Here is an 18943-nt window from a genome sequence, read left to right as displayed (position 1 = left end):
GGTCGCACGGCATACTGCATTCCATAATAACCCGTACGGCGAGCCCGCCGCGATAGGAGTCCAAAGAGCATGGCAGACGCAGAGAGCAACCTCGTTCCCTCCGAAGCAGCCGACCAGGTCGAGGTCGCGCTCGAGGAGCAGGCCGCAGCCGACGACGGCATCCTGTACCTCAACGAGTACCAATACGAAAACGACCTCGTCACCGACTTCGCCCGCCTGGTCGCCTCGCCCAGGCGTCGCGGCTCGCTGTATGTCGCCGCGGCAATTGCCGCGCTCATCGGCATCGGCATGCTGGTGGCCGGCGGCAACTGGATCAAGTTTGGCGTCGTCTTGATCGTATTCGGCGCCTTTTTGGCCTGGTGGAGCAAAAACCTGCACCACACCCTCGCCCGCGACTTTATCGACGCCGTTGAGGCCGACGAGTCCATGGGTGGCCGCTATCGCCGCGTCGCCGCCAACGAGGACGGCCTGATGGTTTGGGGCACGAGCGGCAAGTCGCAGTTCTTCCCGTTTGAAAAGCTCGACCACGTGCTCGACGGCGAGCGCATCTTTGTGGCCATGTTCGCCGACCAGGGCGTGACGATCCCTAAGGACACCTTTGTCCGCGGCGATGCCGAGCAGTTCGGTCCCTTCCTTAAGGCGCGCATCAACAAAAAACTCCGCATCGAGACCAAACGCAAGAAGATGAAGGCAGAAAAGGCCGCTGCCGAAGCAAAACAGGGCGACAAGCCCCAGGAGACCAAGGGCAAGCAGCGCAAGCAGAAGAAGAGCAAGAAGAAGCGGTAGGCCGGCCGACACCGAAGGCGCCTCGTCCCGCGCCCGATTCCGGGCCGGGGCGCCTGGAATCGGGCGCGCGTACCGCCAATGGACCCGTTTTGCCTTGCTCTCGAGCTATTTCACTTCAAACCTTAAGAGCCTCCGCTCCGGCAGATCGGTCATCTTCATCGTGTAAGTCCCGGGAAATGCTTTCTCAAAACGGACGGTCTCGTAACCTTCGAAATAGTCGTTGGTGTTCTGCATCATAAATGGGACGAGCAACTCGTTTTCTGCCCCAACCTCCACGGCAAACGCAGCAGAGCCGCCAAGGACCGGCATAGCTTGCGTTATCAGATCGGTATTGACTACAAAATCATAGTTTGGCGCAGACTCCGGAACCAGATGCCAAACATACGCTTTGATTCCACCGTCGATATTATCCCTATTTCTGACACGCATCTTTACGGCGATAACGCACGTGATGTCGGCATCCTTCAGTCTCGTTTTCGTATCCACGGTGCCATATTTTGAATAATCGTCATGTGCTCGTTTGAGATACTCGCGCGGCGTGAGCAACTCTGCCCCGTCTATGCAAAACGAATACCCATCAGTCACCACATCCTTCGACCCCAGAAACGCTCCATCCATCGAGAGCCATTCGCCCTCCGCGTAATATTTCTCAGGAATGACCGTCCGGTTCCCGTTAACGACGCTCACCCTCATGCCCGCAAGGCCGGCAGCAGCACAGCAAAAAAGCGCGAGCGCCGATCTTCTCGTCCACAGGGTCTTCTTCATCGCGCTCACGACCTTTCCCGAACTTTCACAACGGCACCGTCGCGCATGCAGTAAACCCGATCGGCCAGTTCCTCGAGCACCTCTCCGTCATGGCTGGACAGAAGGACCTCACGACCCGTTGATGCCGCCATCGCCACAACGCGCTTGAGCATTTCAACGCCCGCTTCGTCGAGGGCATTCGTTGGCTCATCGAGAACAAGCAGCTTCGGCTTCTCCATAATTGCCGCAGCTATCCCCAGACGCTGCTTCATCCCAAGCGAGTATGCTCGGAACTTCTTTTTTTCGTCTGCATCGAGCCCCACGAGCCGCAGGGCAGAGCGAATGTCCTCGGGGGTGGCAACGCCCTTGATCTGAGCGATGAGCTTCAGATTGTCGTAGCCAGACAGATATCCCAAAAAGGAAGGCGCCTCGATCAACATCCCCAGACTCGGCGGGAACGAGATGTCCGCCCCAAGCCTTTGGCCATCGATAGAGATTTCGCCTTCGGTAGGCTTGATCAACCCGCAAACCGCTCGCATGAGCATGGTCTTACCCGAACCGTTTATCCCCTGAAGCCCGACCACAGTCCCAGGGTCAACCTCGATGGACACGTTGCGCAGGACATCGTTTTTACCCATGCGCTTCGATACGCCCCTTACGATCACACTCATATCTTGTCCCCCTTTTCTATAAGGTCGGCCCTTCGAAACCACAGTCCACCCAACGATAGGCATAACGACATAAGCCCAATTGATGACAAGACACTCGAGCCCGCCGCGATTCCCTCTTTGACAATTCCACCCCAGCGCAACAGCATCAAGGCGTTACCCAATAGCGCCCAATGTCGTGCATATGCCGAGCAGATCAGGTAGCTCATTAAAACCACAAACGAGACTGACGACCCAAGCACAAACCCAACCGCTGCCTGCGCAAACGCAAGCGCCTCAAAAGCAAATAAGAGACCTATGAAAAACGGCAGCGCATCTGCCTCGGCAGCTTTGAGAAACCACGGCGCCAAATTAGCCAGTTGAAGCGACTCACCATGAATGACCGCGCTGAACGAGGAGCTCACCACCAAGCTCCAAATCACAACAGAGCAAACCACCACGAGCAGTGAAAATGCCGTTACTGCCGCCACCAAGATAAAACGCGAGACCCACCAAAGGGTTCTTGCCCGGCATCGAACAAGCGCTTGCAAACCAAACCCGTGCAACGATTCGGTCGGATAGTCGAGTGTTGTATAGAGAATAAGCAGAATGAGAAATAGCCATCCTAGCGGAGGCACAAACATGACCCCGGGCCTAGGCTCAAACGGAGCAGATCCGGCAAACACGAGCGCAAGATTATCCGCAAACCCCAAGGTATCCGTTCTAACCCCATACACAGAAGACAATCCGTAGGCGTACACCAAGTTCGCAACGGTCACTGCCGCAATTGCAATAAAAGTGATGATGTTCTTCTTCAAAACGGTCCTCAGGTCCGCGGCGACCAGCCTAAACAGCATCAGACCACCTCGCGTCTTTTCCACGCCCCAGAAAAAGCCAACGAAGCAAGGGTCAATAATATGATTTCCGCAAAACCGGCTCGAATGTCTGGCCAGTTATTCAGCGATTCCGACCTGATGCTGTTGAGGATATTGCAGTTAAACCCCACACAAGCCATTACGCCGAAGATCCAGCCATTTGCAAAATGCCACGCAACCATTAGCAGATACGGGACAATTATCGCTTTGATTCTGCTACGAAACAAAATTGAGAAGCCAGTTACAGCCATGGATAAAGTCCCGAGCGTGACAGCATCGAACAGCGTGTATGCGAGCACATATGACAAAGGATGCGAATAAAATAGACCGGAGAAGTAGCTATGCAGGTAAAGTCCTACGTAAGTCGACTCATCGACCCGAGGAAGATACGCAGGAAAAAGCATCGAGACGATCAGGAAATTGACGAGCAGAGGAATGGCAGTCACTGTAAACGCGGAGAGGAAAGCAGACAGCATCTTTACGTTCACGTACGCCTTTCTGGAAACGCGCGTGCATATCTGCATGTCATAACCACTCAAACGCTCAAAGAGACACGACCAAGATCCAGCCAACATTGCAAGCAGGGGCAGTGCATAGAAAAACACCGACGCAGACAGTGGCGCGTTCGCGCTCACAACAATCCAGTTACCGAAGCTGCTTTCACGTGTTTGACCGAGATAATTTTCGGCTTGCACGCCAACGCCGTAACCAAAAGAAAGAAGGTTGTGGCGCTCTTTTTCCAAATTTGCCCACGGCTCCAGCGCGGCAGCTATTGCAACTGCGACCGCAATCAAGAGAGCAAGGATAAAAGCTGGACGTCTAATCGTTTTCGACAGTTCGTATCTTGCGAGCTTTTGGTTCATACGTCCTCCTTCCCCTTCCGACCCAGAAAGCCGGAAGGGAGCCATTTCAAACAACTATGCGGGAAGCTTGTGGAAATGCCCGACGCAGTCGGGGCTCCATACGCCAATAACAGTGCCGTAGCCAGACTCCGCCCATGCAGTCAGTCGCGCCGCAGATCGCCCGTTCTCACGGACGAGGTTATACATTTCCCACTGTCCCTTGTGATTCGAACGATACGTTCCCTGAGTACAATTCATGCTGCCGCTACCGCTTGTGTTATACGCACCGTCTGTATATAACCGAAGCGGATTTCCCGTATGGCCCTGGATATCCAGATAGAGCGATGAGGAATCATCCTTTTGACGGTAGCCAGTTGCACTCGTCCCGGCACATTGAAAACTAAATGCCTTATCGGCATTGTTCGTACAGGTCGTAATTCCCGTATCGGCGTTTTGAGTAATGCTGGAAACCTGAGAGGTGTCAAACTCCTCTTGAGCAAATGATGCAGCGGGCGCACCCATCGATAAGCCCGCAGCAATCGCCAACCCGACTCCGATTCGAGCAATAGCGCTCCTTGGCTTAATCATGGCCTTCTCCAATCAAAAGCGGTTAACAATGCGTCGACGCACGGCAACCTTTGCATGAATAGAGAAAGATGTCTGTAAACACCCGCTATTGAGTTGATCGCTCAGGTGTTTACACGTTATCTACCTGCGATAACAATGAAATAAGCTCCGCTTTATTCTTGATCCTCAACTGGCGGTAAGATGCAGACCGCAGTGCTTGCACCGTAGATACGGCGTAACCGACATCCTCCGCAATAGCCTTTGTCGTTGCGCCCTCTGCCGTCATCAGCAAGATTTGCGACTGAACATCGGAAAGGGAGCGCGACGTAAGCAGAGCCAGTTGGCGCACGCGAGCCGTTTCGGTGGACCCGTTCGCGCGGTACTCCAAGACAGCCTTCTCGTCCTCAACCGAGCGGGCGAGCGCGATGTGCGTGACGAACATGGGCACAGACCAGCAGACGATCACCGTTGCCACGACGACATTGACAGCCGAACTTTGCCCCAGTAACGACGCAAGGAACAACGGCTCGAAAACCATCAGATCCTGCGACATGTTGAGCAAGACAACCCAGACGGGAGCCGTCGCCCCAAAGCAGAGCATCCATACCCCAAGTGTTTTGCGCTGCGGACAGCTTCGCAGCACTATATATGTGAGCAGCATCCCCGTCAGTACCGCAAGTCCATGAATTCGCCCCCTAGTGGCTGCATAGATTAAAACAGCCACACCTATCGAAACCAATGGCGCGATAGCCCGAGTATGGGCATGGGCCTTAAACGGGCGCAGCCTAACGGCGAGCGAAGCCATAGACGCTATGCCGCAAAACAGGACCGGCACAGCCATCAACGGATCGCGCATGCACCTCCATGCCGCGATATAGACAAAAGCCCATTCCACGGCAGACAGTATCGCCCACACGCACGGGCTTCCGAGCCCAATCGCTTCGCCTGCCCTATCCAGATCAGCGTCATGATTTGTCTTTACAACCGCGCAATACGGCGAAAGAAACAGTCCGAGGCCCAATGTATAGCTTGCAAGAGAAAAGGCGACTGCCCGCGTAACGCTGGATTCCCAATCGCTATTCGCCATTACCAAGGGACCTGCCGCAAGGAAAATAAAAAAAGATGTGGGCAGATATCGAAGCAGCCGGTGCGTCCGAGCTAATGCCAACATATCGCCGGCATGCCGCTGCGACAGCTCAGACTCTACAGCTTCGCCCCCACCCGCAAACAGCGCCACCAGCTCACGCGAGCCCGCAACCGACGCCTTCCCGTATGCTCGGTGAAGCGTGGTCCGCACCGTCGATGGCTTCGTACCCGTCTCCCTGGCAATCTCCGCCGGCGTTTTCCCTTTGAGCAACAATCGAACAAACTGCTCTTCTCGAGGCGACAGGGCAGGGGAAAACACCCCCGCATCGAATGGGTCGGACGTGCGAGGGGTATCCGAATTGTTGTCCCGTTTCCCCCTTAGCAACGTGCACACGAAGACAGCAACAGTAATAGCCGATCCCATCGCCAGCAATGCAATGATCGTGGCATCGTTTGCGAAGTATGCCACCTCAACAGCCGGAACAAGGCCAATAGGAACTGCTACGAGCACAGAACGGGCAAACACGTCGCTCTGTCCCCGACCAAAGGTACGGGGACAGCAAAGCAGCGGGGCCACAGCCAACATGAGATAGACCAGAGGAATTAAAAGCACTAGACCAATTGATGCGGCCGTTACAGGGGACATCCCCCATGGCTCGGGAACGACTCTCCATGAAACTCGACAGCAAAACAGCAGGCAAGACAGGACGGCTATTGTTTCTGTAAAAAACGCGTTCTGCGGGTGACGGGCCTCTCTTTCGTCAGTCCGCGTCGCCCTCCGCGTCAAAGGAAAACCCGCCGTATCCCAAATTACATATGAGAGGAGCAGCGACCCAGCAAAGCACGAGACGCACGAAACGCCATGCAACAGCCAGATCGGCGCAAACACGAATGGGATAGAATCTCCGCGAGCATAGAAAACTAGGTCGGACCATTCGGGAACCGTTGCAATAACACCGAGGAAAACACCGATAGCACCGAGATGCCTCGGCCGTCTCATTTCTCTCCCTTTGCATAGCGCAGCACCATGAACAAACGCCGCAAGGCATGCGCCAAGGATAACGAGCCAGGTCATCGCACCTGATGCCAGGCCGATTGAAGATGAAAACCGGTGATAAGGAGTGACCGCCATTACGACAAGCGCAATGGCGCAGGCGGATGTATCAGAACGGCGGGAAAAGAGCATATGGCCTCCATAGCGTGTCATTATATCGCTCGGACTGCTCGTTTATCTCCGCGCCCACACCAGCCAGCATCAACGATTCAGGCGAACTCCAATCCGAGCCAGATCACGGTCCAGCTTTTGTCCGCAGTCCCCGCATCAAAGCGGGATGCGCTTTCCTTTTGAGCGCTGATCTGGAAATTGCATCCCATTCTGGGCCAATATTCTGGGACACAGTTTCCGCAGCCTTCCCCATCCGGAAAACGCATCCCACAATTTGACCGAAAACTGGGGCGCGCTTTCCGTATGCGTTGAGACGAGGGCCAAGTCAGATAGGCCACCTCGCCCCGCTACCTTCACCATGCACCCGAGCGTGCTACACTAGCAGCATCTATGCCACCGCGAACGGCTCGGCTCCGCGCCCGCCACTCGCAAACGAACTTTAAACGCACGAGGGTTGGCCATGCCGCTTTTCTCGCAACATACCGCCCGGTTCTCGCCGGACGTTCCTTTGGAGGGCACCAGCTCTCGCGAGCTGCTCAAGCGGTACCAGCCGCTCGAGACACTTGCGACCGGCGGTTTTGGCTCCATCGAGATTTGCCGCGACACGCACCTGCGCCGCCGCGTCGCCATTAAGCGCATCCCCCTTATCAACGGCGCCGGCATGCCCGCCAGCGACATCATGGATGTCCTGCGCGAGGCGCACACTGCCGCCATGCTTCAACATCCCAATATCGTGCAGGTCATCGACTTTACGCATGACACCGCCTATGCCTACCTGGTCATGGAGTATGTCGACGGTATGTCGCTGGCCGAATTTTTGCATCGCGTGGACGGCCACTCGCTCACCTTTGACGAGGCCGCGGCCATTGCCGATGCCCTGGGCCAGGCGCTCACCTTCGCCCATAGCAATGGCGTACTCCACCTGGACATTAAGCCCGCCAACGTGCTCATCGACCACTCGGGCAATGTAAAGCTCACCGACTTTGGCATGGCGCGACTGTCGTCCGCCGGTGGCTTTGGCGGCTCGCGCGGCGGCACCATCGGCTACATGCCGCCCGAGCAGCTCGATATCGAGACCGGCACGGTCGACGAGCGCGCCGATGTCTTTGCCCTCGCCTGTGTGATCTACGAGGGCCTGTGCGGCAGCGCTCCTTTTATGGCGGCCACGCCCGCCGACTCGCTCGGCCGCATCATCGGCGGCGCCACCTATCCCAGCGAGCTGATACCACACTTTCCCCCGGGAGCCGAGGCCGCGCTCATGAGCGCGCTCTCCCCCATGCCGCAGGACCGCCCCAACAGCATCGAGGCATTTTGCGACCAACTCCTTGCCGGTCTGGGCAGCGTGCGCGAGGGCCGTCGCAGTCTGGAGCAAATGGTTGGCAAGCTTTCGGATGACGAGCAGGAGCTCGACGATATCGAGCCGTCGTACTACGAGGACGACGCCATCGAGGTCGACCCCGCGCTCGGCTGGGCGGGCACGCGCTGGAGCCATGCGCGCGACTACACCATGCACGCTATCTCGGCGCTAACGTGCGGCGCCTTTAGCTTTTTGCTGATGCAAACGGCCGGGGTCGCGGCGCTTCCCGGCCTGGTCATTGCGGCTATCGCGATCGGAGCGGCGGCTGGCCTGGCCCCCCAGATCGGCTCGGCCATCTCGGCTGTGGGCTTTTTGGTGCTCATGGCCAACGCCACCATGCAGGCGCAGGGCATCCTGTCGATGTTGCCCGTCGCGGTGATCTTTGCCGCTGCCATGTCCGGTTGGTGGATCGCCTGGGGTCGCACCGAGGCTGCCGCGAGCGCCGCGCTCACCTGTGCACTCGCGCTTGGCTGTCTGACTGGCAATACCTTCCTGGCAGCTGGGGTCGCCGCCGGCGTCGCGTCATTTTGGCTCGGCCCGGCAAGCGCCGCCGCGGCAACGGGCATGGGCGTGCTTTTTGCCCGTCTGGCGACGGTCGCGCTTTCAGCCGGAGGCGTGCTGGGGCTCGGTAACGTTGCCGCAGCGCTGGAAGACCCGCTCCTTTGGGCTGCCTTTGTGCTGGTCGCGACAACTGCCGCAGCGTCATCTGCGCTGCTCAATGCCCATGCCAAGCGTGCCGACCAGGGCTCAAACCTTGCCGCAATCGCCGCCATCGCCGTCACCGGCATCGGCTGCGCAGCGGCATCCTGTCTTGCACACCATATGGAAATTGCCAGCCTTGCAGCCGCGGTCGCCGCCAAGGCGGCAGTTGCGGGAACCCTATCCTCTATAATCGTTGGGATATGCCTATATTTGCTCGGATACCAAAGAACCTATACGGAGAGTGATCTTTCGTGAACTTCCTGAACATCTTCGAGGACCACGTGGCCGGCATCTTCGGTGCCACCCGTGCCCCGTTCTCCTTTAAGAAGCTTGCCAAGCAGGCCGCTCGCGACATGGAGGATCAGACTCTGGTGATTAACGGCGTCAACACGGCGCCGGCACTCTATACCATCCTGATCGCCGCCGACGACGATCCCATGCTCGCCCCGTTCTACCCCGAGCTTTCGCGCGAGGTCCGCGAGTTTGTGAAAGCGCAGGCCGAAAAGCGCCGTTATGTCTTTGTCGGCGAGCCCCTCGTGCGCTTTATGATCGATCCGCAGCTGCGCGCCGGCAAGTTCTCGGTCTTTGCCGAGAACGTCGATGCCCCCACGCTCGGCCGCCTGTACGAAGAAGAGCGCGCCTATCAAAACGGTCTGGGCCAAAACAACTCCGCGGCAAGCCGTGCCGCCAGCGCCCCGCGCGCCGGCCAGCAGCAGTTTGCTGCCCCGCAGCAGCAGCGCCCCGCCGCCATGCCCCAGCAGCAGCCGACGCCTCGCGCCGCCGCTCCCGACCCGCTTGCCATGGCAGACCCCTTCGCGCCTAGCGTCCCCGACCCCGCCGCCGCACCCATCCCGGTGCCGCAGACCGTCTCGCGCGACGCGCTTGCCGGCATGGGCGGAGCCGCCGCGACCGGCGCCGCCGTGGGCCTAGGCGCCGCAGCCGGCATCGCCTCCAACATGGCGAGCACTCGCGCCCCGCAGCGCCCGCTCGCCCAGCTCGTCGACGTCGTGAGCGGCGAGAGCCATAGCATCACCTCCGCACAGGTGACCATCGGTCGCGAGCGCTCAGTTTCCGACATTGCCCTGCGCGACCCCAACGTGTCGCGCCGCCACGCCCAGCTCACCTTTACGGGCTCGGATTGGTCGATCGAGGATCTCAATTCCACCAACGGCACGCTCGTCAACAACCGCCGCATTACGCGCTGCCCGCTGCGCAACGGCGATCTGCTGACGTTTGGCCTGAGCACCTTTGAATTTAGGGGATAGTCTCTTATGAACATCGATATCGTCCTTTTTGCAGGCCGCATCGTCCTGGTCGCCCTGCTCTATATCTTCCTGTTCGCCGTCATGAAGACCGGCGTGGGACTTGTGCGCGGGCAGCGTCGCGACTCGGCTATCTGGACGATCGATGTGGACAAGGGTCCGCGCGGTATCCGCGGCATCCACGTAGACATGCTCGGCCCCGTCATCGTCGGTCGCTCGCCATCTTCGGACATCTGCATCAACGAACCGTTCGTCTCGGCCTCGCATGCGCGCTTTTCGCTGCAGGGCCCGGCGCTCATCATCGAGGACCTCAACTCGCTTAACGGCACGCTCGTCAACGGCCGCCAGCTTGTGGAGCCCGCAACGCTGCGCGAGGGCGACGAAGTCCAGATCGGCGATGTGGTCATGAAGGTGAACCGTCGATGATCGACGAGGAGAACAAGTCCGCGACTATGACCGAGGCACCGGCTGCCGCCACAGCTGCGCCGGCCCACGCCGCTCCGGCGGGCTCCGCACCCGTGGAACCCGAGGACACCGTGTTCTCCCTGCCTCTTTCGCATGTAACGCATGATATTTCGGATCTCGCCGATAACGAGGACGAAGAGGATGCCGTAGCGGCGCCCATCGGCGCACATGCTGCGGAACAGCCCACAGCGCCCGAAGCAACCTCGGCGCCAGCTCACTTTGCAGAGCCCGTCGCCGCGGCAATCAACGAGAGCGCTGCGGTGTTTGCGGCACCCGAGCCCGCCGCGCCGGCGTTTCCCATAGCCCCGGCATCCGAGGTTGCGCCCGTGTCTACGCCGGCGCCCGAAGCGGGGCCATCCCCCGAGGACGGCCCTGCACCCAAGGCCCCGCAGCCTGCGCCCGCAAGCGAGTCCGATACCGTGGCCGAGCCCGCCGCCCAGTCGCAAAGCACGCCCGCGCCGTCGCACTTTGCGACACCCGAGCCTATAGACGTCAGCCCGCAAGACGACGAGTCGACCGCCCGCGCGTCCGAGGAGTCCGGCTCCCCGGACACCGGCGATTCCGAATCAAACGCCGAGACCGACACCGTCTCTCCCGGTGACACAGCCGAGATCGACGTTGCCGCCGTTGAGGCCAAGCTCAAAGACCCCGGCTCGACCATGAGCTTTGAGCCCCTGACCGAGGAACGCATCGAGACCGACTCGACCTATGATGCCGGCACCACCACGCAACTCATGTGGGGCGCCCGCTCCGACGTTGGCTGTGTGCGCCCGCACAATGAGGATTCCTACCTGGTGCAGTCGCCGCTCTTTTGCGTATGCGACGGCATGGGTGGTCACGCCGCCGGCGAGGTAGCCTCTTCCATCGCCGTCGAGACTATTGCCAAGACGGCCCCGCAGTCCGCCGACGCAGCACGCCTGGCCGCAGCCGTCGAGGCAGCCAACGCCGCCGTAATCGAGGCGGCCCTGAACGGCCTGGGCAAGCCCGGCATGGGCTGCACAGCCACTTGCGCCTATATCGAAAACGACACGCTCGCCATCGCCCACGTGGGTGACTCTCGCGCCTACCTGCTCCACGAGGGCACGCTCATCCGCGTGACCCGCGACCACTCCTACGTGGAGGAGCTCGTGGACGCCGGCGAGATTACGGCAGACGAGGCTCGCGTCCACCCCAACCGTTCGGTCATCACCCGTGCGCTGGGCTCGGACCCTGCCATGTATGCCGACCACTTCACTCTGCATATCGAGGAAGGCGACCGCCTGATCCTGTGCTCCGACGGCCTTTCGAGCATGATTCCCGATAGCGATATCGAGAACATCGCCACGCAGTCCTCAACCGCGCAAATCTGCGTCGACAACCTAGTGGACGCGGCGCTTGCCGCCGGCGGCCACGACAACGTGACCGTAGTAGTCGTTGACCTGGTTGACGATGGCGTTATGCGCGAGGCGCAACGCGTGCGTCGCCGCAACGTCACCATCGGCGTCGTCTTAGGTCTCGTCTTGGTGCTGGCGGCTGCCATCTGGGCCTACACGGGTGTCACCGGCTCGTACTACCTGGGTACCTACCAGGGCAATGTCGCCGTCTGGCGCGGCCTGCCCGGCAAGCCGCTCGGACTCAAGCTTCACTGGCTCGAGAGCGAAACCAGCATTAAGCTGTCCGACCTGCCCGAAGACACGCAAAACCGCCTCAAGGCGGGCATTCCGCAAACAAGTGTCGACGATGCGCAGGACACGATATCCAAGTACCGCCACCAGATCGACGAGGAGCAGACCCGCCAGGTGATCGACGCGCAAACGATTCGCGACAACACCGACCAGGGATCGACCTCCGAATCAGATTCCGAGAAAACCGCCGAACAGTCCGCCGAGGCCGAAGCCTCCGATAAGAATTAGAAAGGGAGTGCCGCTTATGAGTCGCCGCAACACCGAACTGCTCTTGCTCATCGCCTCGGCGTTCCCCGTCATCCTGCTGTATGCGATGTACGTCCTCACCGCGGGCGCCGCTATCTCCTTTGAGACGCTCGCCGTACCGATCGGCCTCTTCGCCGCCTTCGCCGCAGCACATATCGCCGTGCGCATCTTGGCGCCTGGCGCCGATCCCGCCATCCTGCCCATCGTATTTATACTTTCGGGCATCGGCATCACGTTCGTGACACGCCTCGCCCCCGCTCTCGCCATCTCACAGCTCATCATCCTGTTTGTCTCGGTGGCGCTCATGGTGGGAACGCTTGCACTGGTCAAAAACCTCGACGTGGTCATGCGCTACAAGTACACCTTTGGCATTATCGGCATCATTCTGCTGATGCTGCCTATCTTTATCGGCACCACGATCTCGGGCTCCAAGCTGTGGATTCGCATCGCGGGCTTTACCATCCAGCCCGGCGAGTTCGCCAAGGTCTTTATCGTGCTGTTCCTGGCCGGCTACTTGGCTGAGAACCGCGAGCTGCTCTCCATCTCCAACCGCAAGATCCTGGGCTTTAAGATCCCTCGCCTGCGACTGCTGCTGCCGCTGTTTGCCGTGTGGGGTGTGTGCCTGCTCGTCGTCGTCTTCGAACGCGACCTGGGTTCGGCCGTGCTGTTCTACACCATCTTCTTGCTGATGCTCTACGTTGCCACGGGACGATTCTCGTATGTCGTTATCGGCCTTGCGCTCTTAGCCGTTGGAGCCGTGGGCGCCTACAAGTTCCTGTCTCACGTTCAGGTACGTTTCCAGGTTTGGGTCGATCCTTTTAAGGACGCCCAGGGCCAGGGCTACCAGATCGTCCAATCGCTCTTCTCGCTTGCCGATGGCGGTCTGGTCGGTGTTGGCATCGGCAACGGCATGGCCAACAACATCCCCGTCGTCGAGTCCGACTTTATCTTCTCGGCTATCGGCGAGGAGATGGGCCTTTTGGGCGGCGGCGCCGTGCTCATCCTGTTTATGCTCTTTGCCGTGCGTGGCCTCACCACGGCCGCCCGCGCTAAATCCGACCTCGCAGCCTTTAGTGCCACGGGCCTTACGGCCGCCATCAGCTTCCAGGCCTTCTTGATCGTTGGCGGCGTAACCCGCCTGATCCCGCTGACCGGCGTCACCCTGCCCTTTATGAGCCAGGGCGGCTCCTCGCTGCTGGCGAGCTTTATCATCGTCGCGCTCCTGCTGCGCGCCGGTGACGAAGCGACCGGACGCGAGGCCGAGCTTACCGGCACCGGCACTATGGCCGCCATCACCGATGATCAGGTCGCATCTGCCGCCGCCCCGACGGGCACGCGCTTTGCCACCTCGTCTTCCTACGGCAGCGGCAGCCATTCCGTCGGCTCGCGCATGCGCCGTCGCCTGCTCGACACGCCTGAATCCGGTGTGCTCGGCCGCGTTGCGCTCGCCAACCGTCTAACCCGTGCGGTGCTCGCCTTTACGGCGCTATTCGCCATCCTTATCGGCAACCTCACCTATGTCCAGGTCATCAAGGCCAAGGACTATCAGGACATGCCGACCAACAACCACACCATCGCCCGCTCCAAGTACATCCAGCGCGGTTCCATCATCACGTCCGACGGCGTGACGCTGGCCGAGTCGCTGCAGCAGGAGGACGGCACCTACGTACGCTCCTACCCCAACGGCAACCTGGCAGCGCACGTGGTTGGCTACGTGAGCCAGCAGTATGGCACCACCGCCATCGAGAGCGTCATGAACGACACGCTCACCGGTTCTAAGGACTACTCCAGCTGGAACAACGCCATCGCGTCGCTCGCGGGCCAGACCCAGCCGGGCAACACCGCCAAGCTCACCATCGACTCGCGCATCCAGACGGCGGCCGAGCAGGCACTCAAGGGCTTTAAGGGCGCTGTAGTGGTCATCGACCCGCGTACCGGCGCGGTGCTCGCATGTGCCAGCTCGCCCACCTACGACAACACCAACATCGACGCCCTACTGCAGGCTGGCGGCGGCGAGGACGGCTCTATGTACAATCGCGCCATGGACGCGCTGTACACGCCGGGCTCCACGTTTAAGGTCGTTACGCTTTCCGCGGCACTCGAGACCGGCACCGCCAGCCTTACCAGCACCTACCAGGCGCCCGGCTCCATGGACATCGGCAACGCACCGGTCACCAACTATGCCAACGAGAGCTACGGCACCATCAGCCTGCAGCAGGCCTTTGCCGTGTCCTCCAACGTCGTCTTTGGCCAGGTGGCAAACGAAGTTGGCGCAAACACGCTCGTGCAGTTTGCCAACGCCTTTGGCTACGGCCAAAAGCTCGGCCAGGACCTGACCTCCGCGGCCTCCATCATGGCAGACCCGTCGCTCATGACCGAGTGGGAGACCGCTTGGGCCGGCGCCGGCCAGCCTGTCGGCATGGACCACACGCCCGGCCCGCAGACCACCGTCATGCAAAACGCCGTGATTGCCGCCGCCATCGCTAACAGTGGCGTGGTCATGGACCCGTACTTTGTAGCCCAGGTACTCGCCCCGGACGGAACTGTGGTCAAGACCACGCAGTCCCGCTCGCTGGGTCAGGCCGTCAGCTCCGCCACGGCCGACCAGGTCAAGCAGGCCATGCTCGCCGTCGTCCAGTCCGGTACCGGCACCGATGCCCAGGTCCCCGGCGTCAAGGTCGCCGGCAAGACCGGCTCGGCCGAGACCGGCGGCACCAACGTCAACTCGATGTTCGTTGGCTTTGCACCTTACGATTCACCCACGGTCGCCATCTCGGTGGCCTTGGAGGATTACGACAAACACGACGTCAAGGCGGCCAAGATTGCCGGCATCGTCCTGACCGCGGCGCTCGCCGCACAGGGAGCGTGATGCCCATGATTGAATCGGACACCCGAGGCGCGCCGCGGCCGAAGAGTTAGCGGCAACGCGCCACACGGCCCCAGCGGCCACATCGTAGGTACTACACACATCGTTGAGCGAATAGTTATGTTAGGAGCAGGAATGGAACAGAGGGTCCTCGGGGGAAGATACCTCCTCAAGGATAAGGTGGGGACAGGCGGCATGGCGACCGTCTACCGTGCACAGGACCAGGTCCTCGACCGCACGGTTGCCGTCAAGATCATGCTGCCGCAGTATGCTGGCGACGCAACCTTCGCCGCACGCTTTAAGCAGGAGGCCCAGGCAGCAGCCGGTCTCTCCTCCCCCTATATCGTGGGCGTCTACGATTGGGGCAAGGACGGCGACACATATTACATCGTCATGGAGTACCTGCGCGGCACCGACCTTAAGAGCGGCATCAAGAGCCACGGCGCCCTCGACCCCAAGAAGGTCGCCCAGATCGGCTCGCAGATCAGCTCCGCGCTTTCGGTCGCCCACAAGCACGAGATCATCCACCGCGACATCAAGCCGCAGAACATCATGGTGCTGCCCGACGGCAACATCAAGGTGATGGACTTTGGCATCGCGCGCGCCAAGAACAGCCACCTCACGCAAGACAACAACGTGCTGGGAACCGCCCACTACGTCAGTCCCGAGCAGACCCGTGGTCAGGACCTCGGCCCCACCTCGGATATCTACTCGCTGGGCGTCGTGATGTACGAGTGCGCCACCGGCCGCGTGCCCTTTGACGGTGATGACGCCATCTCGGTCGCACTCAAGCAGGTCAACGAGCTGCCTATTCCGCCGAGCCAGATCAACTCCGGTGTCGACGCCGACCTTGAGCGCATCATCCTCAAGTGCATGGAGAAGGACCCGGCAAACCGCTTCCAGACCGCCGACGAGCTGCGTCAGGTGCTCAACAGCTACCTGTCGGGCCGTGCCGTCAACATCTCGGAGCCCACGCGCATCATCGGTGCACCCGGTGAGCTGGGCGCCACCAAGACTCGCGAGCTTTCCGATCAGACGCGCGCCATGGTACGTCCCGTCTCGGGCGTGAGCGGCCAGAATACCGCTCGTAGCTCGGTTTCGGGCTCCACCGGCTCCTACGAGGTCGAAAAGCCCAAATCCAACAAGAACAAGATCATCGCCGCCGTGGTGGCAGCCGTTGCCGTCATCGGTATCGTGGTGGCCTTTGCCACAGGGCTCTTTGGCGGCGAGCAGGTCACCGTGCCCGATGTGCTGGGCAAGGACCAGCAGACTGCCGTCGAGCAGATCAAGGAAGCCGGCCTCGAGGTCGGCACCATCGACCAAAGCTACAACGACGATATCGACGAGGGCAAGGTCGCCGAGCAGACGCCCAACGGCAAAACCAAGAAGGCCAAGGGCACCAAGGTGAACCTGGTGATCTCCAAGGGCCCCAAGCCCTCCGAGAAAGTTGAGGTTCCGCAGCTCCTCGGCCTGACCAAGGACCAGGCCGAGGCCGCACTGGCAAGCGTAGGACTCAAGGGCAACGCAACCGAGGAGGCCAACGAGGCCGAAGAAGGCCAGGTCTTTGAGCAGGGCACTGATGCCGGCAAGGAAGTCGAGAAGGGCACGACCATCTCGTATAAGGTCTCCTGCGGACCCGACACTACCTCCGTCCCCGATCTGACCGACATGACCGAGGCCCAGGCACGCAACGCCCTCGACATGGCCGGTTTTGGCGTCGACGTGAGCTACCAGGAGAACGATTCCGTCACCGAGGGCACCGTCATTAGCTGGAACCCCAGCGGCAAGCAGAAGCCCGGCGCCACGATCACCGTCGTCATCGCCAAGAAGTCCGGCAAGGCCGGCGTTCCGGGCAACCTGTACGGCAAGAGCATCTCCGCCGCCGTCACCGCGCTCAACAACGCCGGCTTCTACAACATCGCGTTCTGCGATCAGAACGGCAACCCCGTGAGTGGCAACGAAAACGCCACCGTCACGGGCGTCTCCCCCACCGGCAAACAATCCACCGACAGCACGATTACGCTGACGGTTGCACTTTCTGGCTCGGGTTCGGGTTCAGGCACGAGCACGGGCGACGATTCCGGTACGACCAACTAGTCGCAACCCAACCGCTCATTACGGCTCTCGCCGCAAACATATTCGCTCACAGGCGCCCGCTTGCTCCCCCAGCAAGCGGGCGCTTCGTTTTTGACATGGCATGAACCAGAAGAGCCCGGCACCGTGGCGGTGTACCGGGCTCGATCAATCTCTGGTGCCCCCGGGCGAATTCAACCCCCCCCCGCGGGAAATTGGTGACGCGGGTGTCGACGGCTCGAGGCTTATAGGACAAAATGTGTGTCCCGATAGAACATCCGTTTCCATCCATTAATCCAGCCAGAACGGGTACGGGTCCCTGTGGTGGAGATCCTCCCACACGGCCCTGTCGCCCCACTCCGGCCCTCCGTCCTCGCGCGACGGCGAGGCGGAGTAGACGCTGAACAGGAAGTCGATGTCCGCGTCGGTCGGCATCGCGGCGAGCTTCTCGCGCGCCGTCCTCGCGTCCCCCGAATGAGCGTGGCACCACCAGAACACCGCCTTAACGCGCTTGACGGACGTCAGCCCCCGGTGGTTGCGCAGTACGGCCCTCAGCTGCGAGTTCACCCCTCCCTCGATCATGTTGTTGGTCGACGGCAGCGGGCCGGCCTTGGCAAGGGCGGGGTCGAGGTAGGTGAACAGCGTCCCCGCCGACACCAGCGACGACAGCGACGAGCGCGCCCGCCTCAGCCTCTCGTGGGTGTAGACCCTCCTGCCGTCCACCACGGTCCTGTCCTCCAGGAAGTCGGCCCAGAACCCGCACCAGTCGAGGTAGCGCTCGACCCAGAGCTCCGCCTGGTGCAGCGTCTCGATGCCCATGAGGTCGCGCGCGATGAGGTAGAGCTCGCGCCCCGCCTGGAGCTTCGGCCGCGTCGTCGTGTAGCGCTTGACCTGCGAGAAGGCGTGGAAGGTGCACCTCTGGACCCTGGTGCGCGGCCAGGTCTCGCGCACGGCCTTGGCGAACCCGCTCCCGCCGTCGGTGACGACCACCTCGGGCGCCGGGATCGGCGCCATGAGGGCCGACCACGCCCTCGAGTTCTCGGACCTGGCCATGTACCAGGAGACCACCCTCTCGCCGCTGCAGCATATGAGCACGACGAGGTCGCGCGCGACCCAGATCCCGTCGACGTAGAGCACGCGGTGGAGCTCGCCGTCGGGGACGGGCATGGGCCAGACCTCCCAGAACTCGGCCGTCCTGCGCCTGAAGGACCGCCCGCCGCCCGGCATCGTGGCCTGCGAGTCCTTCGAGAGGAGCCACCCGAGGAACTCCTCGAGCCTCGCCGCCGTGTCGTCGTACCTCAGCGTCGTCGACGCGCCGCAGGCCGTGCACCTCCACCGCTGGGACCCCGATGAGGTCCTGCCGTTGCGCTTGGTCCGACCGCCGCAGTAGGGGCAATAAACGGCCTTCATGGACACCTCTTCCGAAAGGGTGTTTAACGGTTCCGGAAAAGGGTATCTACCGGCGGGAACGATAGGCAACCGGACACACATTCTGTCCGAGCGGTTAAAAGCGGGCACGGAATTTAAACGGCTGAAAAAGGGGCATCGACCTGCGCCGACGCCCCTAAAGTAGACACACATTTTGTCCTATAAGCC

General features: G+C 60.8%; 14 protein-coding genes. 7 read left to right on the top strand and 7 right to left on the bottom strand.

The genetic code is table 11. The annotated features are described in order from the left end of the window. The first annotated feature begins 69 nt into the window (after positions 1 to 69). Positions 70 to 786: a hypothetical protein gene (locus tag DWV20_RS08735; protein ID WP_089573261.1), complete on the top strand. Its 717-nt coding sequence runs from the start codon at positions 70 to 72 to the stop codon at positions 784 to 786. Between the two features lie 105 nt (positions 787 to 891). Here DWV20_RS08735 and DWV20_RS08730 read toward each other — a convergent pair whose 3' ends face one another. The 6 genes from DWV20_RS08730 to DWV20_RS08710 form a co-directional block, all read right to left on the bottom strand. Beyond that, complete coding sequence (locus tag DWV20_RS08730; protein WP_117584193.1) at positions 892 to 1551, bottom strand: DUF5028 domain-containing protein; 660 nt, start codon at positions 1549 to 1551, stop codon at positions 892 to 894. 5 nt (positions 1552 to 1556) lie between these two features. Next, positions 1557 to 2201 carry an ATP-binding cassette domain-containing protein gene (locus DWV20_RS08725; protein WP_089573263.1) on the bottom strand — a complete coding sequence of 215 codons (645 nt, stop codon included), beginning with the start codon at positions 2199 to 2201 and terminating at the stop codon, positions 1557 to 1559. Then, positions 2198 to 2995, bottom strand: a complete 798-nt coding sequence (locus DWV20_RS08720; protein WP_147326479.1) for a hypothetical protein — start codon at positions 2993 to 2995, stop codon at positions 2198 to 2200. Before DWV20_RS08720 ends, DWV20_RS08725 begins: the two co-directional genes overlap by 4 nt. Positions 2996 to 3033: 38 nt before the next feature. Beyond that, on the bottom strand, positions 3034 to 3915 hold the full coding sequence (locus tag DWV20_RS08715) for a hypothetical protein (RefSeq protein ID WP_089573265.1): 882 nt from the start codon (positions 3913 to 3915) through the stop codon (positions 3034 to 3036). A 54-nt stretch (positions 3916 to 3969) separates the two neighbouring features. Beyond that, entirely contained in the window at positions 3970 to 4482 is a 513-nt protein-coding gene (locus DWV20_RS09875) for a hypothetical protein (RefSeq protein WP_147346318.1), read from the bottom strand. A 109-nt stretch (positions 4483 to 4591) separates the two neighbouring features. Beyond that, entirely contained in the window at positions 4592 to 6733 is a 2142-nt protein-coding gene (locus DWV20_RS08710; RefSeq protein WP_158566370.1) for a helix-turn-helix transcriptional regulator, read from the bottom strand. 439 nt (positions 6734 to 7172) lie between these two features. Here DWV20_RS08710 and DWV20_RS08705 point away from each other — a divergent pair, with 439 nt between their 5' ends. From DWV20_RS08705 to pknB, 6 genes are all read left to right on the top strand, one after another. Further along, positions 7173 to 9026, top strand: coding sequence for a serine/threonine-protein kinase (locus DWV20_RS08705; protein ID WP_118256819.1), 1854 nt, complete (start codon positions 7173 to 7175; stop codon positions 9024 to 9026). After that, positions 9023 to 10036: an FhaA domain-containing protein gene (locus tag DWV20_RS08700; RefSeq protein WP_117773736.1), complete on the top strand. Its 1014-nt coding sequence runs from the start codon at positions 9023 to 9025 to the stop codon at positions 10034 to 10036. The genes DWV20_RS08705 and DWV20_RS08700 overlap by 4 nt, the downstream gene beginning before the upstream one ends. A 6-nt stretch (positions 10037 to 10042) precedes the next feature. Continuing rightward, complete coding sequence (locus DWV20_RS08695; protein ID WP_006235180.1) at positions 10043 to 10459, top strand: FHA domain-containing protein; 417 nt, start codon at positions 10043 to 10045, stop codon at positions 10457 to 10459. Further along, positions 10456 to 12390, top strand: a complete 1935-nt coding sequence (locus DWV20_RS08690) for a Stp1/IreP family PP2C-type Ser/Thr phosphatase (RefSeq protein WP_118256818.1) — start codon at positions 10456 to 10458, stop codon at positions 12388 to 12390. Before DWV20_RS08695 ends, DWV20_RS08690 begins: the two co-directional genes overlap by 4 nt. Positions 12391 to 12406: 16 nt before the next feature. Further along, a complete protein-coding gene (locus DWV20_RS08685; RefSeq protein WP_117778759.1) occupies positions 12407 to 15277 on the top strand; it encodes an FtsW/RodA/SpoVE family cell cycle protein in 2871 nt (956 codons plus the stop codon). Between the two features lie 132 nt (positions 15278 to 15409). Next, on the top strand, positions 15410 to 17371 hold the full coding sequence (gene pknB / locus DWV20_RS08680) for a Stk1 family PASTA domain-containing Ser/Thr kinase (RefSeq protein WP_118256817.1): 1962 nt from the start codon (positions 15410 to 15412) through the stop codon (positions 17369 to 17371). Between the two features lie 267 nt (positions 17372 to 17638). Here pknB and DWV20_RS08675 read toward each other — a convergent pair whose 3' ends face one another. Beyond that, entirely contained in the window at positions 17639 to 18757 is a 1119-nt protein-coding gene (locus tag DWV20_RS08675) for an IS1249 family transposase (protein ID WP_117855834.1), read from the bottom strand. Positions 18758 to 18943 lie beyond the last annotated feature (186 nt).

The organism is Collinsella sp. AF02-46-1, from assembly GCF_003465825.1.
In the GTDB taxonomy this organism is placed as follows: domain Bacteria; phylum Actinomycetota; class Coriobacteriia; order Coriobacteriales; family Coriobacteriaceae; genus Collinsella.
This window is presented reverse-complemented; position numbering and strand designations above follow the sequence as displayed.